19 protein-coding genes are annotated in these 24,499 nt (G+C 47.7%); 9 read left to right on the top strand and 10 right to left on the bottom strand.

Going from position 1 to position 24,499, the window contains the following annotated elements; genetic code table 11:
- Positions 1-18 precede the first annotated feature (18 nt).
- From ABT56_RS11715 to ABT56_RS11705, 3 genes are read right to left on the bottom strand one after another with little or no spacing between them, the layout of a single operon-like run.
- Positions 19-543, bottom strand: a complete 525-nt coding sequence (locus ABT56_RS11715) for a hypothetical protein (RefSeq protein WP_053062461.1) — start codon at positions 541-543, stop codon at positions 19-21.
- A 14-nt stretch (positions 544-557) separates the two neighbouring features.
- The gene (locus tag ABT56_RS11710; protein WP_047879065.1) at positions 558-4,076 is read right to left on the bottom strand and encodes a tetratricopeptide repeat protein; all 3,519 of its coding nucleotides are present in this window, start codon (positions 4,074-4,076) and stop codon (positions 558-560) included.
- A gap of 20 nt (positions 4,077-4,096) precedes the next feature.
- Positions 4,097-6,841 (bottom strand): endo alpha-1,4 polygalactosaminidase, encoded by a 2,745-nt coding sequence (locus ABT56_RS11705; protein ID WP_047879064.1) that lies wholly within the window; start codon positions 6,839-6,841, stop codon positions 4,097-4,099.
- Positions 6,842-7,211: 370 nt separating this feature from the next.
- Between ABT56_RS11705 and rlmF the strand changes: the two genes are divergently transcribed.
- Entirely contained in the window at positions 7,212-8,267 is a 1,056-nt protein-coding gene (gene rlmF, locus ABT56_RS11700) for a 23S rRNA (adenine(1618)-N(6))-methyltransferase RlmF (protein WP_047879063.1), read from the top strand.
- A gap of 57 nt (positions 8,268-8,324) precedes the next feature.
- Here rlmF and ABT56_RS11695 read toward each other — a convergent pair whose 3' ends face one another.
- Positions 8,325-9,983 carry an electron transfer flavoprotein-ubiquinone oxidoreductase gene (locus tag ABT56_RS11695; RefSeq protein ID WP_047879062.1) on the bottom strand — a complete coding sequence of 553 codons (1,659 nt, stop codon included), beginning with the start codon at positions 9,981-9,983 and terminating at the stop codon, positions 8,325-8,327.
- A 125-nt stretch (positions 9,984-10,108) separates the two neighbouring features.
- Here ABT56_RS11695 and ABT56_RS11690 point away from each other — a divergent pair, with 125 nt between their 5' ends.
- Positions 10,109-10,858: an electron transfer flavoprotein subunit beta/FixA family protein gene (locus tag ABT56_RS11690; protein ID WP_047879061.1), complete on the top strand. Its 750-nt coding sequence runs from the start codon at positions 10,109-10,111 to the stop codon at positions 10,856-10,858.
- A complete protein-coding gene (locus ABT56_RS11685) occupies positions 10,858-11,811 on the top strand; it encodes an electron transfer flavoprotein subunit alpha/FixB family protein (protein ID WP_047879060.1) in 954 nt (317 codons plus the stop codon). The genes ABT56_RS11690 and ABT56_RS11685 overlap by 1 nt, the downstream gene beginning before the upstream one ends.
- A 14-nt stretch (positions 11,812-11,825) precedes the next feature.
- On the opposite strand, the gene ABT56_RS11680 is transcribed toward ABT56_RS11685, so the two are convergent.
- Positions 11,826-12,785: a LysR substrate-binding domain-containing protein gene (locus ABT56_RS11680; protein WP_047879059.1), complete on the bottom strand. Its 960-nt coding sequence runs from the start codon at positions 12,783-12,785 to the stop codon at positions 11,826-11,828.
- A 255-nt stretch (positions 12,786-13,040) separates the two neighbouring features.
- Here ABT56_RS11680 and ABT56_RS11675 point away from each other — a divergent pair, with 255 nt between their 5' ends.
- Entirely contained in the window at positions 13,041-14,414 is a 1,374-nt protein-coding gene (locus ABT56_RS11675; RefSeq protein ID WP_047879058.1) for an MATE family efflux transporter, read from the top strand.
- A 147-nt stretch (positions 14,415-14,561) separates the two neighbouring features.
- Here ABT56_RS11675 and ABT56_RS11670 read toward each other — a convergent pair whose 3' ends face one another.
- The gene (locus tag ABT56_RS11670) at positions 14,562-14,963 is read right to left on the bottom strand and encodes an SPOR domain-containing protein (RefSeq protein ID WP_047879057.1); all 402 of its coding nucleotides are present in this window, start codon (positions 14,961-14,963) and stop codon (positions 14,562-14,564) included.
- A gap of 320 nt (positions 14,964-15,283) precedes the next feature.
- On the opposite strand from ABT56_RS11670, the gene ABT56_RS11665 reads away from it, so the two are divergent.
- From ABT56_RS11665 to ABT56_RS23920, 5 genes are all read left to right on the top strand, one after another.
- Positions 15,284-15,667, top strand: a complete 384-nt coding sequence (locus ABT56_RS11665) for a LexA family protein (RefSeq protein WP_047879056.1) — start codon at positions 15,284-15,286, stop codon at positions 15,665-15,667.
- A gap of 2 nt (positions 15,668-15,669) precedes the next feature.
- Positions 15,670-16,971: a Y-family DNA polymerase gene (locus ABT56_RS11660; protein ID WP_205626075.1), complete on the top strand. Its 1,302-nt coding sequence runs from the start codon at positions 15,670-15,672 to the stop codon at positions 16,969-16,971.
- A 130-nt stretch (positions 16,972-17,101) separates the two neighbouring features.
- Positions 17,102-17,983 carry an alpha/beta hydrolase family protein gene (locus tag ABT56_RS11655; RefSeq protein WP_047879054.1) on the top strand — a complete coding sequence of 294 codons (882 nt, stop codon included), beginning with the start codon at positions 17,102-17,104 and terminating at the stop codon, positions 17,981-17,983.
- 155 nt (positions 17,984-18,138) lie between these two features.
- Positions 18,139-18,627: a GNAT family N-acetyltransferase gene (locus ABT56_RS11650; RefSeq protein ID WP_047879053.1), complete on the top strand. Its 489-nt coding sequence runs from the start codon at positions 18,139-18,141 to the stop codon at positions 18,625-18,627.
- A 118-nt stretch (positions 18,628-18,745) separates the two neighbouring features.
- Positions 18,746-18,907 (top strand): hypothetical protein, encoded by a 162-nt coding sequence (locus ABT56_RS23920; RefSeq protein WP_157037833.1) that lies wholly within the window; start codon positions 18,746-18,748, stop codon positions 18,905-18,907.
- An 83-nt stretch (positions 18,908-18,990) separates the two neighbouring features.
- Here ABT56_RS23920 and ABT56_RS11645 read toward each other — a convergent pair whose 3' ends face one another.
- From ABT56_RS11645 to ABT56_RS11630, 4 genes are all read right to left on the bottom strand, one after another.
- Positions 18,991-19,941, bottom strand: coding sequence for a YeiH family protein (locus tag ABT56_RS11645; RefSeq protein WP_047879052.1), 951 nt, complete (start codon positions 19,939-19,941; stop codon positions 18,991-18,993).
- 399 nt (positions 19,942-20,340) lie between these two features.
- On the bottom strand, positions 20,341-20,664 hold the full coding sequence (locus ABT56_RS11640) for a YdbL family probable chaperone protein (RefSeq protein WP_047879051.1): 324 nt from the start codon (positions 20,662-20,664) through the stop codon (positions 20,341-20,343).
- Between the two features lie 18 nt (positions 20,665-20,682).
- Positions 20,683-20,898, bottom strand: coding sequence for a YnbE family lipoprotein (locus ABT56_RS11635; RefSeq protein ID WP_047879050.1), 216 nt, complete (start codon positions 20,896-20,898; stop codon positions 20,683-20,685).
- A gap of 40 nt (positions 20,899-20,938) precedes the next feature.
- Positions 20,939-24,232, bottom strand: a complete 3,294-nt coding sequence (locus ABT56_RS11630) for an intermembrane phospholipid transport protein YdbH family protein (protein WP_047879049.1) — start codon at positions 24,230-24,232, stop codon at positions 20,939-20,941.
- Between the last annotated feature and the right edge of the window lie 267 nt (positions 24,233-24,499).

The following is a 24,499-nucleotide window of genomic DNA, read 5'->3' as shown; positions in this document are numbered from 1 at the left end:
TGAATCTCTGGGATGTCGTTAGTCGGCATTCGGAGTAACATTGAGGCCATCAAGCAGCTCTTCAATGACAATGTGACCGGTTCCACTGACGCTCTCACGTCCCCAGCCTCCGCGACTTCCTGATGCTTGCCAATAAGTTTGGCCACTTTTTGCCGATTTTACCTCTAGGGTAATACCGACAGCTGGTTCACCATCGAGACCGCTTTTGTAATGCCATTCTTCTACTGAGCCGGTGATCACATAATCAATGGGTTGGCTGGCAAGCCAAGCCTGGGCTTTTTTCTGCTTGGCGGCGCTATCGAGGATAGTTTGTAAGTCATTGGCTGGTATCGCGGGGTATCTGACGGCATTAATTCCCTTAGCATAGAGCTGGGCTCGGAGGATCTGTTCTACTTTTTCTGCCGCAAGCGGTGTGCTTGAATGGTTCTCCATCGGCATGACCGCCCAAGTTTTACCCGCCGAAAAGGTTGGGCTATCGGGAACCTGGTAGCTACTGCAGGCTGCAAGGGTGATGGCACTGATTAGTAGGAAGGGCTTTTTCATGGTCGTTATCCTTGTTAGAAACTGTAGTAATAACCAACGCTAAAACGGAGTGACTCTTCTCCGTTACGGTCTTGGCTTTGCCAGTCTGTTGTGATGTATAGCTCATCGTTGCCGACGATCCGCCATCCTAAGCCGGCACTGAGAGTGACGTCGGCTCGAGAATTGATGATGTTGTAACCTAGCGAGCTGTCAAACCAGTAGCGAGGGGATGGAACGGTTGCGCCAGGTTGTCCTGGTTCACCGTGCGATACCCGCTGGCCGATAGCGACGCGTTGATATTTGCTTTCGATAAAGTCTTGGCTTGTTAATGGTTGTGGTCCTTGCTGCCATTGGTTGAAACCCGATAGGGGGGCATCATCATGGGTAATATTTTGCAGCGTTGCATCGGCGTAGAGCTGCCATTCCGGATCTGCGAAGAAGAGGCGTTCTGTTGCCCGTATATTAATATCGAAGCCGTGGCCGATATCATCGCCGAACCGTGTGCTTAACCAGTGGTAGTTCAGTTGCATCGTCAGGGCTTCGCGGGCGGTGGGCTGATAAGTTGCGTTGAACCCCAAACGGGTATCTTGTCCGGCAATAGCCAGTAGCTGGCTGGCTTCTATGTGGTTGTTTAGCCCGAATTCAATGCCAGCCTGCCAATAGTCATCCAAAGCCGTTTGGTAAGCAGCATTGAATCCTAGCCGTTGGTCGCCGACGCCGTTAGCCAGATCAATGCCGATATTCCAAAATCCTTCGCTGAGTTGATAGTGGTATTTGCCCCGCAGGCGATATTCATCGTCAATATCTGTACCGCGGATAAGATCAGGTGTATCCGCTTGTTGCCAGTCGGTACCTAGCCGCCAGTAACCATCGTAGTGTGGACGGTAGTAATCTAGACTATAGCGGGTGATATCCCACTGGGTGATATCGGCGCGCTGTGCTCGAACGCTGTGAGTTTTGTTGGGGTGCTGTAAGACATGGACCCTGCGAAGTTGGTTCTCTGCCGTCTTGTCTGCCATTGTTCCGATCAGTTCTTGCCCTTGCTGCCAGGCTTCTTGGTGGCGACCTGTAAATTGCAGGGCTACATTCTCGTCGGCTTCGGGCAAGTTGAGGGATTGGGATAGGATCGCTTCGACTTTGTGTTTGTCCTTCTGCTGCAACGCCAAAGATAACCGCTGCCAGTCTGGCAATTGATATTGGCGAAGTGCGGTTTGTTGCTGCCAGAATAGAAGCTGTTCAGCCTGGTTGTCTGCGAGCAAGTAACCGAACCATTCTGCAATGCGAGAGTCGGAAGGGGCCGCTAAGGTCGCACTCGTGCTCATGGCTTTAGCGGTCTTGTCATCAACAAACAAGGCGATGAGCGAGCGGTAGCTGGTGTCACCGCCGGGCAATGTGAGTAGTGTTTTTGCTTGTTGGGTCAAAACATAGCGTCGTAGTTGGTAGGCTTTTTCAGCTTGGCCTTGCTGTTCGAGTAAGGAAGCGTAGTTCAAGATAATGGCCGGATCATTGCTTTCTTGTTGCAAGACTTTTTCATACCAAGTCGACGCTTCGTGGCCCCGTCCTAATTGTTGGCTTGCACTGGCGAAGGCCAGCCATAAATCACTGTTCCCGCTCAATGGGGCTTTGTAACTGTCGTATAGGCGGGCGAGTGAATCTTTGTCATTGTGTTTAAGCGCCAGCCAAATCAGGTTACTGACAGCAGAGGCATTGCTTGGGTCAATTTTCAATATTTGATTGAAAAGTGCTTCGGCTTGCGGATCCTTGTTGTCGAGCAAAGCCAACTGGGCCCGGAACCCCAGTATTTCAAGGTGCTCATCAAGCTCTGGGTGCTCTTTGGCCAAAAGTAGCAGCGATATTAGTCGGTCTTTGTATTCGGGTTTTGTACTTGCCCGCATAGCGGCAAGGAGTAATTCAGTATTCCCCGTTTTTTGATAGAGCTTGGTTAGCTTTTCGACCCCGCTATCATCCAGCGGTGAAAGTAAGTTGATATACCGATAGGTATCTAAATTATCGCTGGCCAAAGTGGCAAGTTGGTTCTGGCTTTGCTCTGAAAGTGGTCGGTTACCGGTTTCCCAAGCGAGGGATGAAACGGCTTCAAGGTAATCTTCATCGGCGTCAATCCAGTCATTGGGGGCGGTTAGCGTATTCAGCGCCAATTTGGGCTCGTTGAGCATGATGTAGGCGTTGGCAAAACGCTCGGCCTCATTGAGAGTGGGTCGGCGCAATGGGCGAAGTTTTTGCCATTGGCGTGCAACGGCTGAGTGATTGTCGAGATAGCTATATAAGCGGGCAATATGGCTGATTAATGCCGAGTCGCGTGGGCGCATGTTTGCCAGACGTTTTATTGATGCCAAGGCCTTGTCAGTACCCTCGGCTTTTTCTATTGCGTTCATCCATGCATTATATTCAGCGGGTTGGATGAGGTTGCTAAGAGCCAGTTGATTATAAAAGATACCTTCATGGTAAATGTCCCCCAAAGCTCTGGATTCATCTATACCATCTCGAATTTGTTTTTCTGTTGGTTGGCGTGCGAGAAGTTTGATGCTTATAGCTAGGGCTTTGTCGACATCTCCTTGCCAGCGGTAGATATCGTGAAGCAGCACGTATTCAGATGTGCGTGGTTCTATGGCGATGGCTTTTTGCAGGAACAGCGCGGCGGCAGAAATATTCCCAATAGACATGGCATCTTGGGCAGCGCGTGCGTAACGGTCTATCGAGGGGGCAATAGCCAGTAATCGTTCAGACTGAATTAAAGTCACATCCCAGTTACCGATTCGGCGCGAATGATCGATAGAGGCTTGCAGGAAAGACGGATCATCGTGCAACTTACCATGATAGGCCAGAATAATATTGCGGCTGAGTTCAGGTTGCGCTGTTGCGATTAACATGTCGAATAGGGCGGTGGCCTGTTCGATATTGTCGAATTCACGGAAGGCGTCCAATTGGTATTTCAGTGAAGCTGTGTAGTCTTCACTTTGCAGTGCAAGGTTGATGAGTTCCTGATAGCTTGTCTGCCCGCTATGAATATGGGGGGAAAGCAAATCCATACCTTTTAGAGGCTGGGAAAAAGCAATGGCAGTATTGGCGTATATCCGCGCTAACTCTGGATCAGGAATATAGTCAATTTGTGCCAGCAGGGCCAAGATTTGCTCGGTTGCTTGTTGTTTTTTTATGGGGTCATCAGTGTAGCTTTGCTCCAGTAGCAAGTTAAGGTAGGTTTTCAGTGCCGCCCAGTCCCTTTCGCCATCACTGTTATAGAGGATGGACTCGATTAGCTCGCTGGCATGTTCTAGATCCCCCATTGCACGGTAATTGGCGACCAGTTGTTTCACGATATCGCGGTTTTGAGGATCACTGGCATAGAGTTGTTGTAAAAAGGCCAGCGATACTTCAGGAGACGACGAGCGGGCGATAAGCTGAATAAGCATCGATTTGGTAGGCGCGACCAACCATAGCGCCCATAGTGAGGTCGCAGTCAATACGACCAACGTCAATTTATTGATCAGGCGTGCTCTGGGTTTTTGGTTAGCCTTGTTTTTGTTCTTTCTAGCCATGCTTATCCCTATCCCCTCATTCAAACACCGTTCTGGCAACGAAGTGTGCCGGAAAAATGCCCAGATTTATTGGTGCGTAAAGTAACCAGCCCTTTGTTCGTTGTCATAGAGACGTGATCCCCAGAAACGAGTTGACAACGTTTTGCATAAAGCGTGGCCTTGAGAGGGACGTGTGAATTGATTGCCCACTGGATCTGCCCGTTACTGTTTTGCCATTTTTTTACTTGCCCATTGGTGCTCTTTAATTGGACCGAATAGTTTGGCTGTTCGGTAGTTGCAAGTTCTAATCTAGGTTGACTCAGGATCAAATAGTGTCCATCGGGTCCTTTGTTCCATCCGGCAATTTGCTGGCTGGATGGGTAGCCCAAGGATGTCGGCACTCGGATGCTCTTTATACCCGTTGATGTAATTTGCCAATTCCCATTGAGTGTTTTGGCTATGCCTGTTTCGTAAAGGGCTCGGGCTCTGGTGGCGTACTCACTGAGAAACAGCGGTGTTGCTGGTTGGCGGATAGCCCAATCATAGACGTCCAATAGGCCTTTGAGCGAAGCTGGGTAGGCCCCTGAATACATATGGTAGTAGATGCCGATTGTCTTCAGGCGGCGAGGGCTTCCGAGAATATTGAATGTTTCAATAGCGCGGTTATAGCCATCGTGATGTTCCGTCCACAGGTTGGTATAGAGGTTTTCATTCAGGATTGGAGCATATACCTGCACGGCGGATGGATACCAAACGATAGTTGATGACACCTGAGTAAAGCTGCGGTTTCCTTTTACGACATAGGTATTCCCACCGTTAACGTTGAGCAGGCCGGCTTGTTCGGCAATATTGAGAATGTCTTCGGTTGGGTCGGCTTTCCCAGACCAGAGGATTAATTCTACCTTTTTGCCTTTCGGAGCCAGCTTGGTGTTGATGTAATCGGCTGTGCCGATGATTTCGTTGTAGTAGTCGACGGTATAACCGGGGATCGGGAGGTTGTCGCCATACTGTTTGGTTTTGATTGTTTTTGAAAAGTCCCAGAAGAACGGGTGGCTAAAAGTGTGGGAAGCCACTTCGATATGAGGAAGTTTGAAGATATTGCGGGCAACGTTTTCCATTGCGTGGCTCTCTTTGGGATACAGCCCACGAGAACCGACTTCTCCTTCAATGACCGAGACGGTTTGCGGAATCCGATATTTTTTGAAGACGTGCTCCAACAACACTTCAGCGGTGTAAGGCTTGCCGGGGAACCATGCCTTTGACGGAAAACCGTCCCCATCTACATGGCTGGTCAGAATTCTAAGGCCACCTTCGGTAGTCGCATCAGCAGCAGGAATAGGTGGCAGAGAGAGTGTTTCATCGACTAGCCGAAAGGGATCGATAATCCAAGTCTCGCTATCGTTGGCAAGGCTCATTACTGGGAATGGAGACAAAACAGCGCCTCCCCACGGTGCTTTGAACAGCGATGTTGTGCTTTTGCCTTGTTCATCGGTAAAGCGGATCAGGCTGCTGACCCCATGACCGTTAGGTTGCCATGCTTGGTGCCGTTCAAATGGGCTATAGGCTGCTGGATAATAGCCTTTTGTCCAATCTTTCCCTTGGCTTTGGTGTACTTGTCCTTGTAAATCGCCATTTGACTTGATGCCGAGTTGGGATAGAAGGGTTTCGTCTACGGGCAGGCTATTCACAAAGAGGAGTGGCTTCGTACCTAACAATTCTGCCAGCCAGCGGTTGATCGCCGGATAACGCTGGTAACTGGCTTCCTCAAGCCATATAAAAACAGCGGCATAGGCGCTTAGATCATGATTAGTGAAATTGTAGTTTCGGATATCACGGCATTCAGGGACATACCCATAATACTCGATGGGCATCGCCATCATTCGGTGGCAAGCCGAGGTCGTCATCTTCCCGTATTGGCCGTCGTAAAAGCCTAATACGCGTTTTGCGACGGGAACAATGGTACTGACTCCATATTGATAGAGCATCCCGTCACTAATGTAAGGGGTATACCCTTCGTCAATAAGACGCTGTGCCGCTTGTTTTTGTTTTTCTCTGTTATCTGCGGGTAGGTAGTCAATGACAATGGCTTCTATACCCCGGGTTTTGACTTCGTTGAGGCGGTTTCTTAGCCATGTGGTATCTTGTTTCGGGACGGATTGATAGCTGTTGTCCAGAGGATGGTAGCTATGATAGAGCGATTCGGCGACTACCGCGTAGGGCTTGAAAGGCAATTGCTCGATGACTTCGAAGCCACGGTTGAGCATCAGCAATGGGCGGCTGGATAACTGGTTAAATTGGTTGAGAATATTGGTTAGAGCCTGTTGCTGTTGTTGCTTTTGCGCGGCCTGCTTGGCAAAAAGGGTATAGCTGTCAAGGGTATCAAGGAACAAGCCGTCAAAGCCTCTGGCCATGAGTTTTTGGGCCTCATGGTTCAAATATTCTTGCCAAGGCTGCGCATTGAGATCCATGACATGGCTAGCCCAGTTCTGGTTGAAGGTCGGTGAATGTTGTTTAAGTGTCGCGGGGAGTATCTCTCCATCATATTCTCCTACGCTGAGGTAGGCGAAAACCTTTGTTCCTGCTTTGTGTAGGGTGGCTATTTGTTTGTCGGAAATAAGCGCAGGGGTGACAACAACCCGTTTGTAGTTGATGAGTTCGCGTACGGAATCAATATCGTTATAGTAAAAGGCAACAGAGGCAGGGAGGGTTTGCCGAGCAAATGTGTTGCCCCCAGAAACGGTGAGGATGAACAGTAGTAAGTAAGATATTTTCTTTAGTAAGCTCATGGGCGGTTCATCCTTAAACAGCTGTTCAAACAAGCTTTAACGATAGGTGGCAATACCTATAAGTAAAGTTAAGATAATGAGTATGTATAGTATATTGTCTCCAAAATGTTACCTAAGTACCTATTTTATTACAAAATATTCCGTGATGAAATAGTGTTCTATATGTAATAAAAGCAAACAGCAGTGTTGAAGTGCCCTTGGTTAAAAATAGAACGAAACCAATGTAATAATCAGTGTGATCGCGTGAGGCCGGGCAATTTGATGGTTTTCTCAACTGAGAATGGCTTTTAGCTGCTGACGTACAGAGTTGGCTAGAGTAAGATACGGCACTTTCGCCATTGGCACAGTCACAGCGTCTATGATTAAGGCTATGAATAAAAAGACTCCCGTTAAGGCCCAGAGCAAAGGGCTGCATCCTCGAAATCCTCACCGCGACCGGTACGACTTCCCAGCCTTGATCAAAAGCTGTCCTGCTTTAGCACCATTTGTTGCTGAAAATGCCTACGGGGATTTGTCCGTTAATTTTTCTGATCCGCAGGCCGTGAAGACACTGAACCGTGCTTTGCTAAGCCATTTCTATCAGGTTGATTTTTGGGATATTCCCGAGGGTTACCTTTGTCCTCCTATTCCCGGGCGGGCTGATTATATTCACTATATTGCTGACCTGTTGGCTGATTCTAATGGTGGTGCGATCCCTAGGGGTAAACATATTCGCGGGCTTGACGTGGGCACCGGGGCTAACTGTGTATACCCAATTGTCGGTCGTAGCGTTTATGGTTGGCGTTTCGTTGCCGCAGATATTGACTCGGTTTCGGTGAAAACTGCCAAGTTTATTGCGGATTCCAATCCGGTACTGAGTGGTCAAATCCAATGTCGCTTGCAGAAGAATCCTGATCATATCTTCACTGGTATGATCAACGATGATGATGTGTTCGACTTCACTCTGTGTAACCCGCCGTTTCATGCATCGTTGGAAGAGGCTGAGGCCGGTAGTCAGCGCAAGGTGAAAAATCTAGCGGCTAATGCCAAGAAAAAAGAGATGCAGGCATTTGGTAAACCAGAAAATATGCGTGCTAAGGGTAAGCCTGCTGATTTTCAATCGATGCGCGGTAAAGCAAATAGCAAAGCGGTACTTAATTTTGGTGGTCAAAAGGCAGAGCTGTGGTGCCCTGGCGGTGAAGCGGCATTCATTCAGCGCATGATTACTCAAAGCCGAGAAAAAGCCGGCCAGTGCTTCTGGTTTACGACCTTGGTTTCGAAAAAAGAGAACCTGAAAGGGATTTACCAACAACTGCAGAAAGCCGGAGCGGTTGAAGTAAAAACCATTGATATGGCTCAAGGGCAAAAGCTGACCCGTTTTGTGGCTTGGACATTTCTCTCTGCAGAAGATCAAGCGGTATGGCGCGAGGCGCGCTGGGCACGCTAAGCGAATATAATCGAGATATGAAGGCACTACTGGAGACGGCAGTGCCTTTTTTATGCGTTACATGTTGGGGTAGTTGGGGCCGCATCCACCTTCCGGTGTTACCCAATTGATATTTTGAGAGGGATCTTTGATATCGCAGGTTTTGCAGTGGATGCAGTTTGCTGCATTGATTTGAAACGCGGGTTTCCCTTTGTGCTCGAGGATTTCGTAGACACCTGCTGGACAGTAACGCACGCTCGGTTCCCCATTTAGTGGCAAGTGTTGTTTGAGCGGAATGGCGGGATCATTTAATACAAGGTGACACGGTTGGTTTTCTTCGTGCTGGACGTTGGCAAGATAGACCGACGAAGCTTTGTCGAAACTTAGTTTGCCGTCAGGTTTCGGGTATTCAATGGGTTTGTGCTTGGCAAGTGGTTCAAGGGCTAGGTGATCAGGCTGGCTATCTGTCAATGATAATGAAATTCGGTTTTTGAGCCATGTTTGCTCTAGGGTCGCCAGTGCCCCGCCAAGCAGTGGCCCGAATTTGTGAATGCCAGCAGTTATATTACGTGCTTCGTACAGTTCATCGTATAACCAAGAATTGCGAAAGCGGATATCGTACCCCGGGGTTGTATGCTGCAGGCCTTGGTGTAATTCATCAAACACCGCTTCTGCGGCCAGCATGCCGGATTTCATCGCACAATGGCTGCCTTTTATTTTTGCCATATTCAACGTACCCGCATCACAACCGATCAATAGCGCTCCCAGCATTTGCTGGCGGGGCAATGAGGCGAGGCCGCCTTTTGTAATGGCTCTTGCGCCATAGGCGATACGCGTACCTCCGGCGAGATATTGACTGAACAAAGGGTGCTGTTTCATTTGCTGGAATTCATCGAACGGGCTGAGATAGGGATTGCGGTAGTTGAGATCGACAATTAGCCCGACACTAACGAGATTGTCGTCGAGGTGATAAAGGAAGCTGCCGCCATCGGTGTGAGTGTTGCTAAGAGGCCAGCCCATCCCATGGATGACCAATCCTGGAAGATGTTGGTGGCTGGGAATCTCCCATAATTCTTTGAATCCCAAAGCATAGTGCTGAGGCTGTCTGTCGTGATCTAGCTGATATTTTTCAATCAGCTGCTTTCCAAGGTGCCCACGAGCCCCTTCGGCAAACAGGGTGTATTTGGCGTGGAGTTCAATGCCTGATTCAAAGTTGGGCTTGGGGTGACCGTGCTTGTCTCGTCCCATGTCTTGGGTTGCCACGCCGCATACCGCACCCTGCGGGTTATAGAGAATTTCGCTTGCAGGGAAGCCAGGGAAAATTTGGACCCCAAGTTTTTCGGCTTGTTGGGCTAACCAGCGGCAAAGGCTGCCGAGGCTGATAGCAAAATTACCGTCATTGGCCATACTGGCAGGGATGTAACTCGGGTCAATATTGAGGTAGTTAAAACGGTTGGTGAGATAGCAAAACTTATCATGATTTACGGCCGTGTGTAATGGAGCACCAAGCCGTTCCCAGTCAGGGAAGAGCTCATCAAGCGCTCGATGTTCGAAAAGGGCCCCTGAAAGAATATGTGCTCCAACTTCGGCCCCTTTCTCAACCACGCAAACCGAGAGTGGGTAACTGGCCTCATTGGCCATTTGCATGATATAGCAGGCCGCTGATAGTCCCGCCGGGCCTGCTCCGACAATGACTACGTCAAACGCTATGCTTTCTCGGGAACTCTCTGTCGGCATAATTGTGCTCGCTCTGGATCTTACGCAAGAAGGGAATGGGATATAGCTAAAATATAGTCCAGTTGACGTAAACGTAAACTCGGCTAGGCTCAAAGAATCATGGGCTTCATTCAAAGGAAGGACGTGTGAAAGTATTGGTGGCGATTAAGCGTGTAGTTGATCCTTATGTGAAAATCAGAGTCAAAAGCGATGGTTCAGGTATTGATAATGCCAATGTGAAAATGACCATGAATCCCTTTTGTGAAATAGCGGTTGAGGAGGCTGTCAGGCTAAAGCAGCAAGGCGCGGTGACGGAGATTATCGTTGTGTGCATCGGTGGCGGCGCTTGCCAAGAGCAATTACGTACGGCGCTGGCTTTAGGGGCGGATCGTGCCATTCATGTTGATGCGGAACCGGATTTGGAGCCATTGAGCGTTGCCAAGTTGCTCCATGCCCTTATCGAACAGGAGAAGCCGCAGCTGATATTGCTGGGCAAGCAGTCAATAGATACCGATAACAACCAAGTTGCTCAGATGCTGGCAGCGTTGGCACGGTTACCACAAGGGACATTTGCCTCGAAGGTTGTAGTGGAAAGTGACATTGTCACGGTAACTCGAGAGGTTGATGGCGGGTTGGAAACATTAGCCTTGACTCTGCCTGCTGTGATCAGTACGGATTTGAGATTGAATGAACCGAGGTACGCATCGCTTCCTAATATTATGAAAGCAAAGTCGAAACCCTTAACAACGGTGACCCCGCAAGTGCTTGGTGTTGAGTTACACCGTCACCAAAAGGTGATTGGGGTAATACCACCACCAGCAAGACAAGGTGGGATAACTGTAGCCTCAGTAAGTGAGTTGATCGACAGGCTTAAAAATGATGATAAGGTGATCTGATGGCGGTATTAGTCATAGCTGAGCATGATAATCATGCATTATCTATTGAGACCCTGAAAGCGATTACGGCGGCAAAGTCTGTGGCCGAGACGGTAGATATTCTGGTGGCCGGTTTACATTGTTATTCTGTGGCTTGGCAGGCAGGGGGGATAGATGGTGTCAATAGCGTTTTGCTGGCTGACGATGAAAGTTATTCTGAGCCGTTCGCAGAGAGTCTTGCTGGGCTAATCGCTGAAGTTGGGGGGGGGTATAGTCACATATTGGCGGCAGCTACCACGACGGGAAAAAATATATTGCCAAGAGCGGCGGCCTTGCTGAATGTCGGTATGCTGGCAGATGTAGTAAGTATAGAGTCAGAGGATACGGTTGTTAGGCCGATATATGCAGGTAATGCATTGGCGAAGGTACAATCTCTTGATTCGATTAAGGTAATGACGATCCGCAGTTCGGCATTTGATCCGGTGGAAGCACCAGATGTGGATGCAACTAAGATGTGTGAACCGCTTGCCAAAATAGCCGAGTTGGATGTTGTGATCGCCAATACGGTATCTCGATTAGTTGGTCGACAAGCAGTCGTCAGTGAACGCCCTGAGTTGCCAGTTGCCCGGGTAGTCGTGTCGGGTGGCCGAGGACTTGGCAGCAAAGAAAATTTTGCCTTGATAGAGCAACTTGCCGATAAACTGGGGGCGGCTATTGGCGCATCGCGGGCGGCGGTCGATGCTGGCTTTGTGTCGAATGATTTGCAGGTAGGGCAAACAGGTAAAATTGTCGCCCCGGATTTGTATATTGCAATAGGAATATCTGGTGCGATTCAGCATCTTGCCGGAATGAAAGAGTCAAAGGTGATCGTAGCGATCAACAAGGATCCAGACGCACCGATATTCGAAATAGCCGATTATGCGTTAGTGGGGGATCTGTTTGAATTGCTCCCTGAACTCATTGAAGCTCTTTAACGCTTATTTCTATTTTATTCAAGCACTTGCCAGCCATGTTCATGCGCCATTGCCGTTAGTACGGCATGGTCGCTCTGCAATTCTTCTTCCATCCAAGTAATGAAACTTGTGACGGCGTCACTTTCAAGGCCTATTCGGTAGTAATATTCCCATGAACTGTTGGTCACAATGGTCGCGTCTTCAGGAAGACGGAGGTAGCCTTGTCGCAGTTCATTGACCACCAGCATCAGATCGGTGATGGTTACGCCTTGTCCCGAAAAGCATGATGTCAAAGCCATGTCTAGGGTATTGAAAGTAATACCATTTTGGTTGATATGTTGATCCAAGCCGTTACGTGATAGCCAGACTTGCCAGTCACTCTGTTCTGGGCTTGGGTGCAGCCGCGGGTAGTGGAGAATATCTTCGACGGTCATCGGGGTGTGCTGTGGTGCAAGCAACTCCGAATAGACAGGGGCAAGGTACTCCCGGCGCAAGAAATGCAATGGGAAGTGGCTTTTGGGTTCGTGCTGCACATTATAGATGGCAATATCGTAGTCATCATTTTCAAGTTTTAGCTCTTCGCTGCTGTAGCCCATATTGGATTCTAGGTTAATGTCCAATGTAGGGTAGCGTGCTTTAAATGAATGCAAACGAGGGATCAACCAGCGCACTGCAAAACTCATCACGACTTTGATCCGCAAGGTATGACTTTCTTTAGCCTGAAGCTGACGAATGGTGTGATTGAGTTCGCTGTACTGGCGGGTAAGAATCAGAGCGATCTCCTTTCCTTGCTCGGTTAAATCCAATGCGCGGTGATGGCGAATAAATAATTGAAACCCCATCTTTTCTTCGAGTTGCCGAATCTGTCGACTAACCGCGCTTTGGGTAACATTGAGTTCCTCTGCGGCCAAGGTGAAGCTAAGGTGACGAGCGGCAGATTCGAAGACCCTCAAGCCATTGAGTGATGGTGGCAGCAATGTATGTCTTTTTTTCATCTTAATCTTCAGTTGTTCAATGGGGTATTAGATTCTTTGCATGAGTTTTTCGAATGCAAAAGAACTATAAATGTTGTTTGAAACATGATGCAAGAGCCAATAGAGTGATCAAGATCATGTTGGCGTATTGCCTTTGGTATCCTTAATACATTTCTCCCAGCAGTAACACTTTACTTTTATTGAATATTTTGACTTCTGTTGGGCATTTTTCTTTTTCCTTGGGGGGATCCCCCCATGCTTGTTCGTAGGTGAATAATGAAAAAATTGATCAGCCTTGCTGTGCCTCTTATCATTTCACAGCTGGTTGCCCAATTGTTGGTTTTTACCGATGTTTGGATGATGTCCCGTTTGAGCATCATGGCGATCGCTGGTGGTGGGCTGGGGGCATCGGTTTATTCGATCGTATTTACGGTTGCTGGCAGTACCGTTGGTTGTGTTGCGAACTTGATAGCTATCGCGTACGGCAAACGTGTTAGCCAGCCTGAAAAAGGGGATGCGGAAGTCAACCGTTCGCTGAAAAGCGGCGTGTTACTTGCCGTATTGCTGACCTTGGCACTACAGCCATTGTTTTACCTGATGCACCACTTGTTGATTGCGGCAGATCAAGATCCACAAGCTGTCGTATTAGCGATGGATTATATGGATGCGCTGAAATGGTCGATGCTACCAACCTTGATGCTGCTGGTGCTGCGTAGTCTGGTCAGTGCGTTCGGTGATACCCGCTCTGTGATGGTGATGTCTGTTGCTACGGTGGTATTGAATGTTCCGTTGAGCTACCTATTTGCCTTTGGTTTGAATATGGGGCTTGCTGGTCTAGGTTATGGCACTTCACTGGCAGCGTTTATTGTCATGGTGGGCTACGGCTATTGGGTGTTCACCCGCCCGAAGTACCGTCGCTACAATCCGTTTGTCGCTTTAGATCAGTACAAGTTAGGGATCCTGCTGCCTTTGTTGGCTATTGGGGTACCAATCATGATTGCAACCATGCTTGAGCATGCGTTGTTTTCAGCGGCAGCCTTGCTGGCCGGTACGTTGGGGGCAGTGTCATTGGCCATTCATCAGATTGCTATGCAGTGCTTGAACCTGTCATGGAATATCGCATTCGGCCTATCTCAGGCTGCCTCGATTTTGGTGAGCCAGCATATGGGGCGTCAAGAGCCTGATATGGTCAAGCGTTATGCCAAGCTCGGTGTGGTATTGGTGACAGTGACCAGTGCCGTATTTGGTTTACTGGTTAGCTTAAAACCAGAGTTTTTAACTGTGGTGTTCAATGTGGAAGGGGATGCATTGGCCAGTGAACTGGTTGCTCAACTGCCGGGTGTCATGATTATGGTGGCGATGTGTTTTGTGGTAGATGCTTGGCAACTTACCGCAATTAGTATTCTACGAGGGATGAAAATCGTCAAAGCACCCACAATCAGTACGGCAATTGGTTACTGGCTGATTGGTTTTCCGGCTGCATGGGTTCTGATGAGTGTGATGGGGTTGCGCGGAGTATGGGCCGGGTTGGGGATCGGCTTGGCGGCAACCGGGATCATGCTGGTTGTGATTTTGTTGCGCGAGCTACGGAAGATGACGTTACAGGGTGACACCGATTTGGATCATTCCGAACATCAGACGTTGGTATAACCCCCACGATAGCGACTTACTGATGGGTATAGCCATTGCCGTATCGTTATAGCAGAAGATACGTTGTATAAGAAAAAGATAAAAAGAAAGCCGGTTTAAAAACCGGCTTTTTTTGTCTGTTTGATGCGCATCGCGGTGCGCGACATATTAACGCAGACGGAAAACGTCTGTTTGTTTGTCACTTTGCACTTCGGCAAAACTGCGGATAAATGGACCTTGTTGGCGAACATCTGCTGGCAGCTGGTCAATCATGTAGCGTGCTTCAGCTTTTGTCGCAAAATCGCCATAGATCACTGCATACCAGTGGTAACCTTGGCTGCGTTTCCAGTTAACCCAAATAGGTTGTTGGCCGTGGATAGAGCGGATGTAGTTTTTTACATCCCTTTGGCGTTCTTCTCTTAGAGCCAGTACCTGAATAGTAAAGCGGTTCGGGTTCAGGTGGCCATAGGCTTCCTGAGTTGTCATTGCCCCAATGCATTGGTTGTCACTATATGTGTTAGAACAGCCAGCCAATAATAGCACGGCCAAAAGCGCAAAAATCTTTTGCATTATTCTTCTCCGAATGTCCCTACAGTGCTTGTGATCAGCACTTTATATAAACGACTATCATATCAATTTCATAAAGCGATATGGTGATAAAAGGCAAATTTATCAGTGCGTTTGCTGGATATCCCAGCAATTTTGTGCGAAATCAAGTCGAATAACATTATGGGCTGTCGTTATCGGACCGTTCTCGAAAGGAATTCATACCAAAACAATAAATTGCTTAGTGTATAAACAGGTGCACGGATGAATTTTGCCTAACAAGTGACTATTGTAACGCCTTATGATTATACTGTATATAAATACAGTTATAAGGGTTATAAATCATGTGTGCGGTGCCTCTGTTTTTGGATGCTGTAAAGTGCGGTTTTCCTTCCCCTGCGGATGGATATCAGGAGGAGTTGGATCTAGACAGTTATTTGATCCGCCATCCTAATGCGACGTTTTGCTTGCGCGCTTCGGGACATTCAATGGAAGGAGCCGGCATTTATGACGGTGACTTACTGGTCGTGGACCGTGTCGAGCCCGTTCGGCCTGGGCGTATTGTTATCGCTCGTATCTATGATGAATTCACATGCAAAAGATTGATTCGAAAAGATAATGCATGGTGGCTGAAGGCCGAGAACCCGGCCTATAACCCTTTTCCTATGCCTGAAGATTCAGAAATTTTTGGGGTAGTTACTCGTAATATTCATAACTTGTTGGACTGACGATGGCCGATTTGAACGGGTATCGTGATCAGGTATGGGCATTGGTCGATGTCAAAAGTTTTTATTGCTCTTGCGAGAAACTGTTTGATCCCAAGTTAGCGAACAAACCGGTTGTGGTTTTGTCGAACAACGATGGGTGTTGTGTGGCGATGTCTGATGAGGCAAAGGCGCTGGGAATTCAGCGTGGCGCGCCATGGTTTAAAATTGAACGAGAAGCCAGGCGTTTGGGGGTAGAAGTTCGCAGTTCTAATTATGCCCTGTATGCGGATATGAGCCGCCGTTTTATTGAGGAGCTTCACCGTTTTTCGCCTTACATTGAACAGTATTCTATCGATGAGGCATTTGTTCGATTCGACGGGTTTAAGCTCGATGGGCTGACCCAGTATGGTCACGAAATCAAACAGACAATTCAGCGGCATATCGGCTTACCAGTACGAGTCGGTATTGGAGCTACGCCGACGTTGGCTAAGTTGGCAAGCCAAGCCGCTTCTCGCTATGAAGCAAAGGTTAATGGCGTCATTCAACTTGATTCAGAGCATCGATGCCGCTGGTTATTAGCTCGTACAGATATTCAGTCAATATGGGGGATCGGGGCGAGGACGGCGGCTAGACTCCGCTCCACGGGGCTAAATGATGCGTTGCAGTTATCTGAGAAAAATGCGGCGGATATGCGGCGGCTATGGAATGTCGGATTAGCCAGGACGGTCCTCGAACTGCAAGGGCTAACTTGTATTTCACCTGGCGATATTGATGAAAAGCGTAAGCAGATCCTGTCGAGTCGCAGTTTTGCATCTGGGATCAGTGCAATCGACGAGCTTCGGGCTGCTTTAGCTTTTCACTGCCAGCGCGCGGGAGAGAAGTTGCGTAGGCAGGGAAGCCAAGCCTTGGTGGTTGGTGTGTTTCTGCGTACGAACCGGTATAAAGATTTGCCCCAGCATAACATAAGTAGTGCGGTGCCACTGGCTTGTGCAAGTCAGGACAGTTATAGGTTTTTGGATTCGGCATTGGTTCAATTGGCGAAAATATACCGTCCGGGTTACGAATACCAGAAGATAGGCGTAATACTCGATGAATTGACTGATGCCAATAACGATCATTTTCAGCTGGACATGTTTGATACCAGCGCATTGGCCGAAATGAAGCGCCGGGATCTCATGGCTATAACTGATCAGATGAATGCACGTTTTAAAAACGGGATTAAACCGGCATCAGTGATCGGCTCTACCAACTGGCATATGCGGCAGGCTTATCGTTCTAATCGCTGGACAACCCGTATTGATGAGCTGCAAATAGCTCGCTGTTGAAACGAATGTAACGACAGGAGAAATACAGTGTTGTCACTCGAAGAACCAGTTAGGTATTGATGGAGTGCTCATATTCTTTACGGTACTCTGTTTGCTTATTGGTCAATGGGTTAAGCGTAAAGGAATGCGTGTGTCCGTCAAATTATTCCCAGCCACAGTGTTGGCTTTATCTATCGCCCTGTCAGGGTGTACCACATCAATTAACAGTGAAGATATTATGGCCCACCGGGTTAACTACCTGTTAGATGTCACCCAGTATCAAGATGCCCAATGGTTTGATGCTAGCATCCACAGCGTTGAACCGTTCAAGATAAGGTTTGATGACGGCATTCGAGCCTCTGGGGTTCGCTTGTCAGTTGAGGGAAGTAAGAATACGGTCATTTATTTTGGTGGAGCGCCTTACCGGGATCAGAAAAGTGATGTTGATATCTTGGGTCAGTTTGCCTTGCTTGGGTTGAATGTTATTACCGTACGAAACCGCAGTATTGACAGCCACGGCAATTGGCCGACATTAACGCAGCTCAAAGAAGACTCGGAAATGGTGTATCAGGCGGCAAGGCAGAAATATCGTAATGAATTTTTGATTTTGCATGGTACGGCGGTAAGCAGCTTTTGGGTATCGAAGATGGCCGCTGAGCGAGACGATGTCGATGCGCTCGTTCTGGAAGGCGGGATCACCACCTTTGAGGAATTTGCCGAAGAGAAAAACCATCTGGCATGGTTGAGAGAAAAACTCGATTTGAAACAAAAGGTTGATGTCGACAGCGAGCTAACATCACTCAATAACTATAAGAGTTTGGAGTTATTTGAAGGCCCGATGCTGGTTTTGGCAGCCCAGCAGGATTCATTGGTACCTTCTGGCCTGGCCAATAAGCTTTATGATGCGTCACCGAGCATGAAAAAGGCCGTCAAGGTCGTGAATTATGCCGATGAGAAAGATCTGATGATGCGTGATGATGCGCTGGCTGCTTATATGCAGTTTGTCCAGACCTATGGCTGGAAGGATCTGTAATTTTCTATCGTGGATTCTTGTTATCCAAAAGCCAACGCAATGTTCTCTTTGTGTTGGCTTTTTTATTGGCCATAGGATAACAAGGGTTGTATCGCCGTAGGGATTTTGGCATAAATGCATAGATAGGCATATTGATGTTAAAAAGGAGAATCAGTATGGAGCAGGCAACAGAAGTGAAGATGGTTGTGGCAGACTATGCAAATCCTGCCCATGGTTCGGCAATGTTGGCATTGATGAATACCTATGCCGATGAGTTGGTGGACGATAAGCGCGAACCGTTCAACGAGTCTTTGATAGAAGCCTTGGGCAAGCGTTCCTATGCATTTACTATCTTGTGTTACGTTGATGGTGAAATTGCCGGTTTGGCTAACTGTTTTGAATCATTTTCGACGTTTCAGGGACAGCCGCTGATTAACATTCATGATTTTGTGGTGGCATCGGCTTTTCGTGGCCGGAATATCAGTGAGGCATTGATGGCCGAAATTGAATCTCATGCTCGCCAGCGTCAGTGCTGCCGTATCACCCTGGAGGTGCTCGAGGGGAATGACATTGCCCAGCATGTTTATCGCAAACATGGTTTTGGTCCTTACCGGCTCGATGATATCAACGGCAGTGCGCTGTTCTGGCAAAAATCGCTGTGCTAAGACATGCATGCTAGGTTTTTGGGTATATAACCTTTATTGATTAGATAGAGACAAAGCGAATTTCTGTAGGCAGTAATTTTTCCCATAATGCATTGATAGCAATGAGATGGGAAACGGTATGCAAGTATGGATCGGAATAGTGCTGGCTTTGTTGGTCGCGTCGATATTTAGCGATGGTTTATACGGTGCCATATTGGTCGCGGTGGCGTTTTTTCTGGTATTGGTTGTCGCATTACGTAAACGACCAATGAAGCGAGCACTTGGATATAAAACAGAATGACAGATGGCCAGCAAATGCTGGCCATTATTGTTTTGGGAACGGATTGTTTTAGGAGTGGGTAGGTTTGGAACGTGGTTGGCGTATTAGGCTGCAATTTGGATATACGCCAGAGAACAACTACCGATGGCAATCCATAACAGAATGCCGAGCAGTAATGGTTTAAGGCCGGCTGCACGCAATTTCTGTACTGTGATCCCTGAGCCAATCAGGAACAGGCAAACAACCAATAGCCGTTTGGAGGCGTTGAAAATCACGTCGTAGGCTGGTTGTAGGGCTGGCAGGAAATGGGCAACCAAAATAGCAGCACAGTAGAACAGGATAAACATAGGGACGCCGATCTTTTTGCTGTCGCCTTTGAACATCAGCGCGCTGAGAAAGGCGATTGGTATGATCCACAGGGCGCGGGATAGCTTTAGCGTCGTGGCTGTTTTAAGCGCCTCGTCACCATAAGCGCCAGCGGCACCGACAACCGACGAGGTATCGTGAATCGCAATGGCGGCCCATGTGCCAAATGCCTGCTGGCTCATATCCAGCATATGGCCAATAACCGGAAAAATGAACAGGGCGATGGCGTTAAGTACGAACACCGTTGCCAGTGCAAGTGAGATTTGTTCATCTTCAGCATTGATTGCTGGTGCAACGGCAGCGATGGCACTGCCACCACAAATAGCTGTGCCTGAGGCGATCAGGTGCCCCGTTTTCTGGTTGATCCCCAATGCTTTGGTAAGAACGAACCCAAGGATCAGCGTGAAGAAAATAGAGGCAACAATCAAACCGAAGCCTTGTTTGCTGGCTTCAATAGCCTGATTGAGATGGATACCAAAACCCAGACCAATAATAGAGTAGGACAAAAGTTTTTTGGTCAGGGCTGCAATATTAAACTGAGAGGGTACAAGCCCCACGGTGGCAAGGGTGAAACCCAGTACTAACGCGATAGGAGAGCTGACAATCGGGAGCAAGCAAAGTAGGGCAACAAGAATAAACACACCGTCAGATTTACGGGTGTTGGATAAGAGAACGTGAATAGCGCGCATTGGAGTTTGATATTAGGGAGATAGATGCCGGGAGTATAATGACACTAAATATTAAGGAAAATTATAAATAACTGATTCCGGGGTTAAGATTTATTGAAAGTAGATTTCATTAAAACTGAATGTGTACAGTTGTTGCTGTGAGTGCTTTTTATGCTTTATATCATTGATAAAATATTCACGTTCATTGGAAAAAAACTGCCGTTTGTTTGTATAAAGATTGCGTCAGTATGACAAAGTCAGGGGCAAGTAAGTATTTAACGTGGACATTCGGTATTGATACAGTATTGATTGTAGGTTTGGATACTAATGCAAACGTTGTTTTTCACGCCGTTGGTGATAGTTAGTTATAAAAATGAAATTTACAATTAGGACTGAGAGCGCAAATTTGTCATATGTAGACTATTTGCGAAGCCACTTGCCGGATGCATCTTGATAGTAATGGCCTGAGGCTGTTTTTTCTATTGCGCGTTTGTGAGCAAGGTGGCCGACTTCTTTGACGCTAAGCCCGTGGGAGACGGCAATTTTTTTATACTGTTCATTACGGTGCTTGTTTACGTCGGCAACCAATTTCCGAACCTCGTTAGAGGGTTGCGATGTGACAGGGGCGATAAGGCCGGTATTGGTTTCCCCAACCAAACCACGGTCTTTGGCCTGTTGTAAATTGAGTGCGTAGGCATGGAAGGATATAAGCAGGGCAATGACTGCAAGCAGGCATTTTTTCATGGCAATCTCCATGCCGGATCAGAAGACGTCATCATCACTGAAGAGCTCGTCGATTTCCTTGTCAACTTTGATGCGGATTTCGTGTTCAATTTTAACATTTAGATTAATTTCAATCGGCTTGTCAGATGTCGCGACCTGAACCGTAGGCGTGCAACCGACGATGCCTGCCATGAACAGTAGACTGAAAATGGCAAAAAGCAACGGTATGAAGGTGATTTTCAGTTGAATATCCATTGAAGTACAACCTTTAGCAATAAAAACGTAAGCGCAACAGCTATTTATCCACACCCATCTGCTTTAAAAAAAGGCTTTCCAGCTTAGAGGCATTTATCATGCTCAATGTTTTTAGTAGTGCTGGTATATCTTCTTGAATACTGATGTTCAAATTCACGTTACGACCCGCAAGTACGTCTGGATTGTGCCCTTTAAATGAGGCATCAGCATTCAATAGTCCTTTTTTAGAATAGTCTAGATGAACCGAAAGCGAGCTGTAGTTATAATTTTTGAGAATTTTGCTGACCACCAGTAGGCTGTCATCACTTGCTGCTTCAATATTCTGATCAATCGTTGAACCCTTGCGGTACTTGAGTACCCCGCCTGGGTAGCGGCTGTGAAGTCTGCCTTGTTCAATCACGGGCAAGCCATTTTCAAAACTTAGCGGCAGCGTGCCGTCAAGTGTTCCTGTCATCATTATATCTTTGGCATCAATCGCTGTTGCTAGTGCATCTAAGCTTAATCCATGTACGACAAGAGAAGCCGTTGGGATCGTTAACAGGCTATTGCTGACGACCTCATGGGTACTGACGGACCCGTTAAGCATGTAGGCGTTGGCTCTGAGCAAGCGATAGAACGGTTTGGCAGAATCAAATTCCAGTACGGCGTAGAGGTTTTCAAGCAAAATTCCGGCATGGAGGTAACTGGCGTGAAGACTGATAGGATGCAATGAGCGGATTCCCTCGGGGGAAATAGCGCTAGTGACCGAGATATTGAGATCTGCAAAATGGATATCATGGGCGTAACCGCTGAGTTCATGGGTAAAGAGCCCGATGGTGCCATTCCAGCCATTACTGTTGTAGCGCAGACTGGCATCCAGGCTGATTTCACCGCCGGTGAGATCATAGCGAATAGGCAATCCTGGTAGGTAGTGTTTCTTGAGTGAATTATCGCTAGTGAATCGCATTAGGTTACGGTGTAGCGTGATGTCTGTTTGCGGTCGATCCTGCCGGTGTTTGACAGTGAAAATTAGTAGCGGGGTTTCTTTGGCGTTCGTCAATTGCCCGTCGATAGCCAGTTGGTTATCTGTTGTCTTTATTTGCCCCTTGGCATGGACAGATGGCAGTCGCTGTTCGTTAAGGTTAACCCTCATTGCGGCGAGGTACGCCGCTTGAAAAATTGTCGCCTGCGATTGCGATCCCAGAGTTAACGCTATCTTGCTCAATTCTGCGTTGATCAACCCTTGGTATTTTTGTACGGGGCTATTTCTGGTTATCTTTTCTGATGCGGCCTGCGTAATGAGTTGTTGGGCTTCAAATGCGGCATGTATTTTTAGTGGATCTTCTTGTGACGCTGTCACTATTAAATCGCTGTTTCCTTTTTTGGGGTTGATTTCATTATTGAAATGCTGGCGTAACTGTAGCCGTTTATTGCCGATCTGTACGTTTGATGCTTGTAGGTTAAGGTCTTGGCGGTGATATAGCACGGAAGCAATATTGATAGAGGTATCTATCATTTCCAGCCTCGCCATAAATGGCCTCCACAAGCTATTGAGACGGCTCTTGGCTTGGATATCGGATAGCTGTATTTGTGGGGTGGCGGAGAGGGAGTTTATCTGAGCATGTAACTGCGACTGTGCTTGGCATTGTCTGCTTTCGACGTCTGTGGTGAGTAATGGGAAATCACAGGAAAAAGTTGTATCTGTAAGTTCGAGATTGCTGCCATGCGTCTCGTTCGTCAGTGTGATTTTTTCACCTGTGCCATTGAGCGAGAGACTGAAATGCTCAGTTTGATAGCTGGCTGTAAGTTGAAGTTCGCCATCGTTGCTTATGATTAAGGTGTCAAGCCGATCGTTGGGAGCTTGTCCGTTATGACGGGCAGATTGCATCGAGGCAAGTATCGGGTGTGAGAGTGCCAATTGGCGGAGTGTAATGGGAATATGGGTTGGGATCTTGAGGGTGATTTGGTATTTGGCTGATTCAACCCGGCGAAAGTGGTGGATGGTTTTGCGCTCTGCTTTTGGGGTGTTTGTTTGATTAGCTTGTTGGTTCGATTGCAAGTGAGCACTGCCGGGGCGAAGCAGTAACTGTGTTTGTATAGCTTCGATAGCCAATGGTTGTTTGAGTTGGGCACTGGGCATACCGGCTAATCCCAAACGGTCAGTGATATCGGCACTGTTTCTTAAACGAGCGTTGCATAGTAGGTGTTTGGGTAGCGGGCTGAGGAAGTTGATATCGCCTTCGCATGAAAGGCTATTGCCTTTCGGGCCCGTCATTGTGCCATTGAAATGGGCATCTTGTTGTTTGGTATGTTTGACGAGAACATCCATCAGATAGGGGTCTGGCCCGAGTGCTTTTCCTTTCAAACGTAATTTGGCTGGTTTATCGGGTTTATTCATTCTGAATCTTGGAGTTTCCAGCACTAATCGTGAATCGATGATTAGCTGTCCATAGGTAAACCGACTGACTTTCAGGCGCCGAAAAGGGAGCTGCGCCAAACTGGCGATTGTCTGACCAAGGTGGAGACCATCATAATCATCACCGGGCTGATTCAGGAATACTGGTAACTTGCTTGGCTGATCAAGGTCGATCACATCTGCACTAATTCGGGTCGAGGTACTTGGCCGGTTGAGATCCGTGGTTAGCGAGATATCTTTACCTTGCTGGACAAAATCGGGGGCGAGTGTCGGCCAGTGCGGGTTTACCGTTGCCAGATGAACAGCAAGCGGCGTCTTGAATGGCTGCCAACTCAAAGAGAAATGTCCTAGGTTGAAATTAACGGGGAAATAGTAGCCTTGGATATCTAGCGGGAAGAGCAAGTTTAGCTCGGCATGATTAACCACGCCGGTTAATGTGACAAAGGGCGAGGTGGTAAGCACCAAATTGACATCGCTGATCTGCTGCCTTTTGGGTTTGTGGTATTCGCTGGCCAGAGTCATTGAGGCCGAACCTACCTGAGCACTGAATACATAAGGCGGGGATAGGTCAATAAGGTTAAATACCACATCTTCGAGTTCCAGCGGACTGAGTATCAGTCCTTGACGTTTGAGGCTATGGTGGACAATAGGAGTCAGCCTCACGCTCATCTTAGGAGAGACCAGTCGCCATGAGCTGTCTGATATCGCACTTTCCTTATCAACAAAGTGTTCAAGGGTCAGCTGGTGGATAGTGAGAACATTACGGTTGATTGTGATGCCCAATTCTCCTATGACAATTTTTTTGCCGATGCTGACCCCTGATATCGCATTGATTTCGATCCCCTTTGATGCGAGCCACGGCGGCAGCAAAATGACGGGGATCAAAATTAGCCCGCACAGGAAAACCAAGCCATATACAAAACAACGAGCCTTGCCCATTCGCGGCCGTGGCGGAAGGTTTGCGTTGTGTGGTTGAGCGGGAAGGTTATTCATTGAAGAGTTGGCTATCGTCCTGCTTCGTATATCGTGCCAAAAATGTCTCGTCCATTGAGTTAAGCATAGCCGCCTAAACGGAATATGTGCGGCTAAGGTGGCCAATATCCAGCCAGAATCAAAGGGTTGTTTATGGGAATTTGTTCATTTTTTATTGTTTTTTTATTTGTTTTTTCTGGATAACCAAGGACGTTTTGCCTCGTATGTAGAGTG

The sequence above is a fragment of the Photobacterium aquae genome, assembly GCF_001029445.1.
GTDB classification, from domain to species: Bacteria; Pseudomonadota; Gammaproteobacteria; order Enterobacterales; family Vibrionaceae; genus Photobacterium; species Photobacterium aquae.
The sequence above is the reverse complement of the archived record's forward strand: the minus strand, read 5'-3'. Positions and strand labels throughout refer to the sequence as shown.

Coding starts and splice junctions, on each gene's coding strand:
- ABT56_RS11715 (WP_053062461.1), bottom strand. CDS start 543: ATGAAAAAGCCCTTCCTACTAATCAGTGCCATCACCCTTGCAGCCTGC.
- ABT56_RS11710 (WP_047879065.1), bottom strand. CDS start 4,076: ATGGCTAGAAAGAACAAAAACAAGGCTAACCAAAAACCCAGAGCACGC.
- ABT56_RS11705 (WP_047879064.1), bottom strand. CDS start 6,841: ATGAGCTTACTAAAGAAAATATCTTACTTACTACTGTTCATCCTCACC.
- rlmF (WP_047879063.1), top strand. CDS start 7,212: ATGAATAAAAAGACTCCCGTTAAGGCCCAGAGCAAAGGGCTGCATCCT.
- ABT56_RS11695 (WP_047879062.1), bottom strand. CDS start 9,983: ATGCCGACAGAGAGTTCCCGAGAAAGCATAGCGTTTGACGTAGTCATT.
- ABT56_RS11685 (WP_047879060.1), top strand. CDS start 10,858: ATGGCGGTATTAGTCATAGCTGAGCATGATAATCATGCATTATCTATT.
- ABT56_RS11680 (WP_047879059.1), bottom strand. CDS start 12,785: ATGAAAAAAAGACATACATTGCTGCCACCATCACTCAATGGCTTGAGG.
- ABT56_RS11675 (WP_047879058.1), top strand. CDS start 13,041: ATGAAAAAATTGATCAGCCTTGCTGTGCCTCTTATCATTTCACAGCTG.
- ABT56_RS11670 (WP_047879057.1), bottom strand. CDS start 14,963: ATGCAAAAGATTTTTGCGCTTTTGGCCGTGCTATTATTGGCTGGCTGT.
- ABT56_RS11665 (WP_047879056.1), top strand. CDS start 15,284: ATGTGTGCGGTGCCTCTGTTTTTGGATGCTGTAAAGTGCGGTTTTCCT.
- ABT56_RS11660 (WP_205626075.1), top strand. CDS start 15,670: ATGGCCGATTTGAACGGGTATCGTGATCAGGTATGGGCATTGGTCGAT.
- ABT56_RS11650 (WP_047879053.1), top strand. CDS start 18,139: ATGGAGCAGGCAACAGAAGTGAAGATGGTTGTGGCAGACTATGCAAAT.
- ABT56_RS23920 (WP_157037833.1), top strand. CDS start 18,746: ATGCAAGTATGGATCGGAATAGTGCTGGCTTTGTTGGTCGCGTCGATA.
- ABT56_RS11645 (WP_047879052.1), bottom strand. CDS start 19,941: ATGCGCGCTATTCACGTTCTCTTATCCAACACCCGTAAATCTGACGGT.
- ABT56_RS11640 (WP_047879051.1), bottom strand. CDS start 20,664: ATGAAAAAATGCCTGCTTGCAGTCATTGCCCTGCTTATATCCTTCCAT.
- ABT56_RS11635 (WP_047879050.1), bottom strand. CDS start 20,898: ATGGATATTCAACTGAAAATCACCTTCATACCGTTGCTTTTTGCCATT.
- ABT56_RS11630 (WP_047879049.1), bottom strand. CDS start 24,232: ATGGGCAAGGCTCGTTGTTTTGTATATGGCTTGGTTTTCCTGTGCGGG.